Source organism: Paenibacillus sp. IITD108, from assembly GCF_036541265.1.
Taxonomy (GTDB): domain Bacteria; phylum Bacillota; class Bacilli; order Paenibacillales; family Paenibacillaceae; genus Pristimantibacillus.
Genome location: NZ_JAZHCT010000083.1, coordinates 1 through 1,230 on the forward strand (window position 1 = coordinate 1; position 1,230 = coordinate 1,230).

Sequence of the window (1,230 nt, forward strand, 5' to 3'; positions counted from 1 at the left end):
ATAGCCCGAGGGGGCCGCAGTGAATAGGCCCAATCGACTGTTTAGCAAAAACACAGGTCTGTGCGAAGCCGTAAGGCGAAGTATACGGGCTGACGCCTGCCCGGTGCTGGAAGGTTAAGGGGAGTGGTTAGGGGTAACCCGAAGCTATGAACCGAAGCCCCAGTAAACGGCGGCCGTAACTATAACGGTCCTAAGGTAGCGAAATTCCTTGTCAGGTAAGTTCTGACCCGCACGAATGGCGTAACGAATTGGGCGCTGTCTCAACGAGAGATCCGGTGAAATTTTAATACCTGTGAAGATGCAGGTTACCCGCGACAAGACGGAAAGACCCCATGGAGCTTTACTGTAACTTGATATTGGACTTTGGTACGATCTGTACAGGATAGGTGGGAGCCTTTGAAGCATGAGCGCCAGCTTGTGTGGAGGCGACGTTGGGATACCACCCTGATCGTATCGAAGTTCTAACCTGCTGCCGTGAATCCGGCAGAGGGACCGTGTCAGGTGGACAGTTTGACTGGGGCGGTCGCCTCCTAAAAAGTAACGGAGGCGCCCAAAGGTTCCCTCAGAATGGTTGGAAATCATTCGAAGAGTGCAAAGGCATAAGGGAGCTTGACTGCGAGACCAACAAGTCGAGCAGGGACGAAAGTCGGGCTTAGTGATCCGGTGGTACCGCATGGAAGGGCCATCGCTCAACGGATAAAAGCTACCCTGGGGATAACAGGCTTATCTCCCCCAAGAGTCCACATCGACGGGGAGGTTTGGCACCTCGATGTCGGCTCATCGCATCCTGGGGCTGAAGTAGGTCCCAAGGGTTGGGCTGTTCGCCCATTAAAGCGGTACGCGAGCTGGGTTCAGAACGTCGTGAGACAGTTCGGTCCCTATCTGTCGCGGGCGCAGGAAATTTGAGAGGAGCTGTCCTTAGTACGAGAGGACCGGGATGGACGTACCGCTGGTGCACCAGTTGTTCCGCCAGGAGCATAGCTGGGTAGCTAAGTACGGACGGGATAAACGCTGAAAGCATCTAAGCGTGAAGCCCCCCTCAAGATGAGATTTCCCAGTATGTAAGACCCCTTGAAGACGACGAGGTTGATAGGTTCGAGGTGGAAGCACAGCAATGTGTGGAGCTGACGAATACTAATCGGTCGAGGGCTTATCCTAAACCTATACAGTGCCGATACAGCCTGTATGGAACAGCTAATTTGTTATGTAGTATCTTTCGTATCCAGTTTT

Annotated in this window: 1 rRNA gene; it reads left to right on the plus strand. The window is 53.3% G+C overall.

Annotated features, from left to right (window positions below):
• Positions 1-1,158, plus strand: a 23S ribosomal RNA gene (locus V1L65_RS28600); the annotation flags it as partial.
• Between the last annotated feature and the right edge of the window lie 72 nt (positions 1,159-1,230).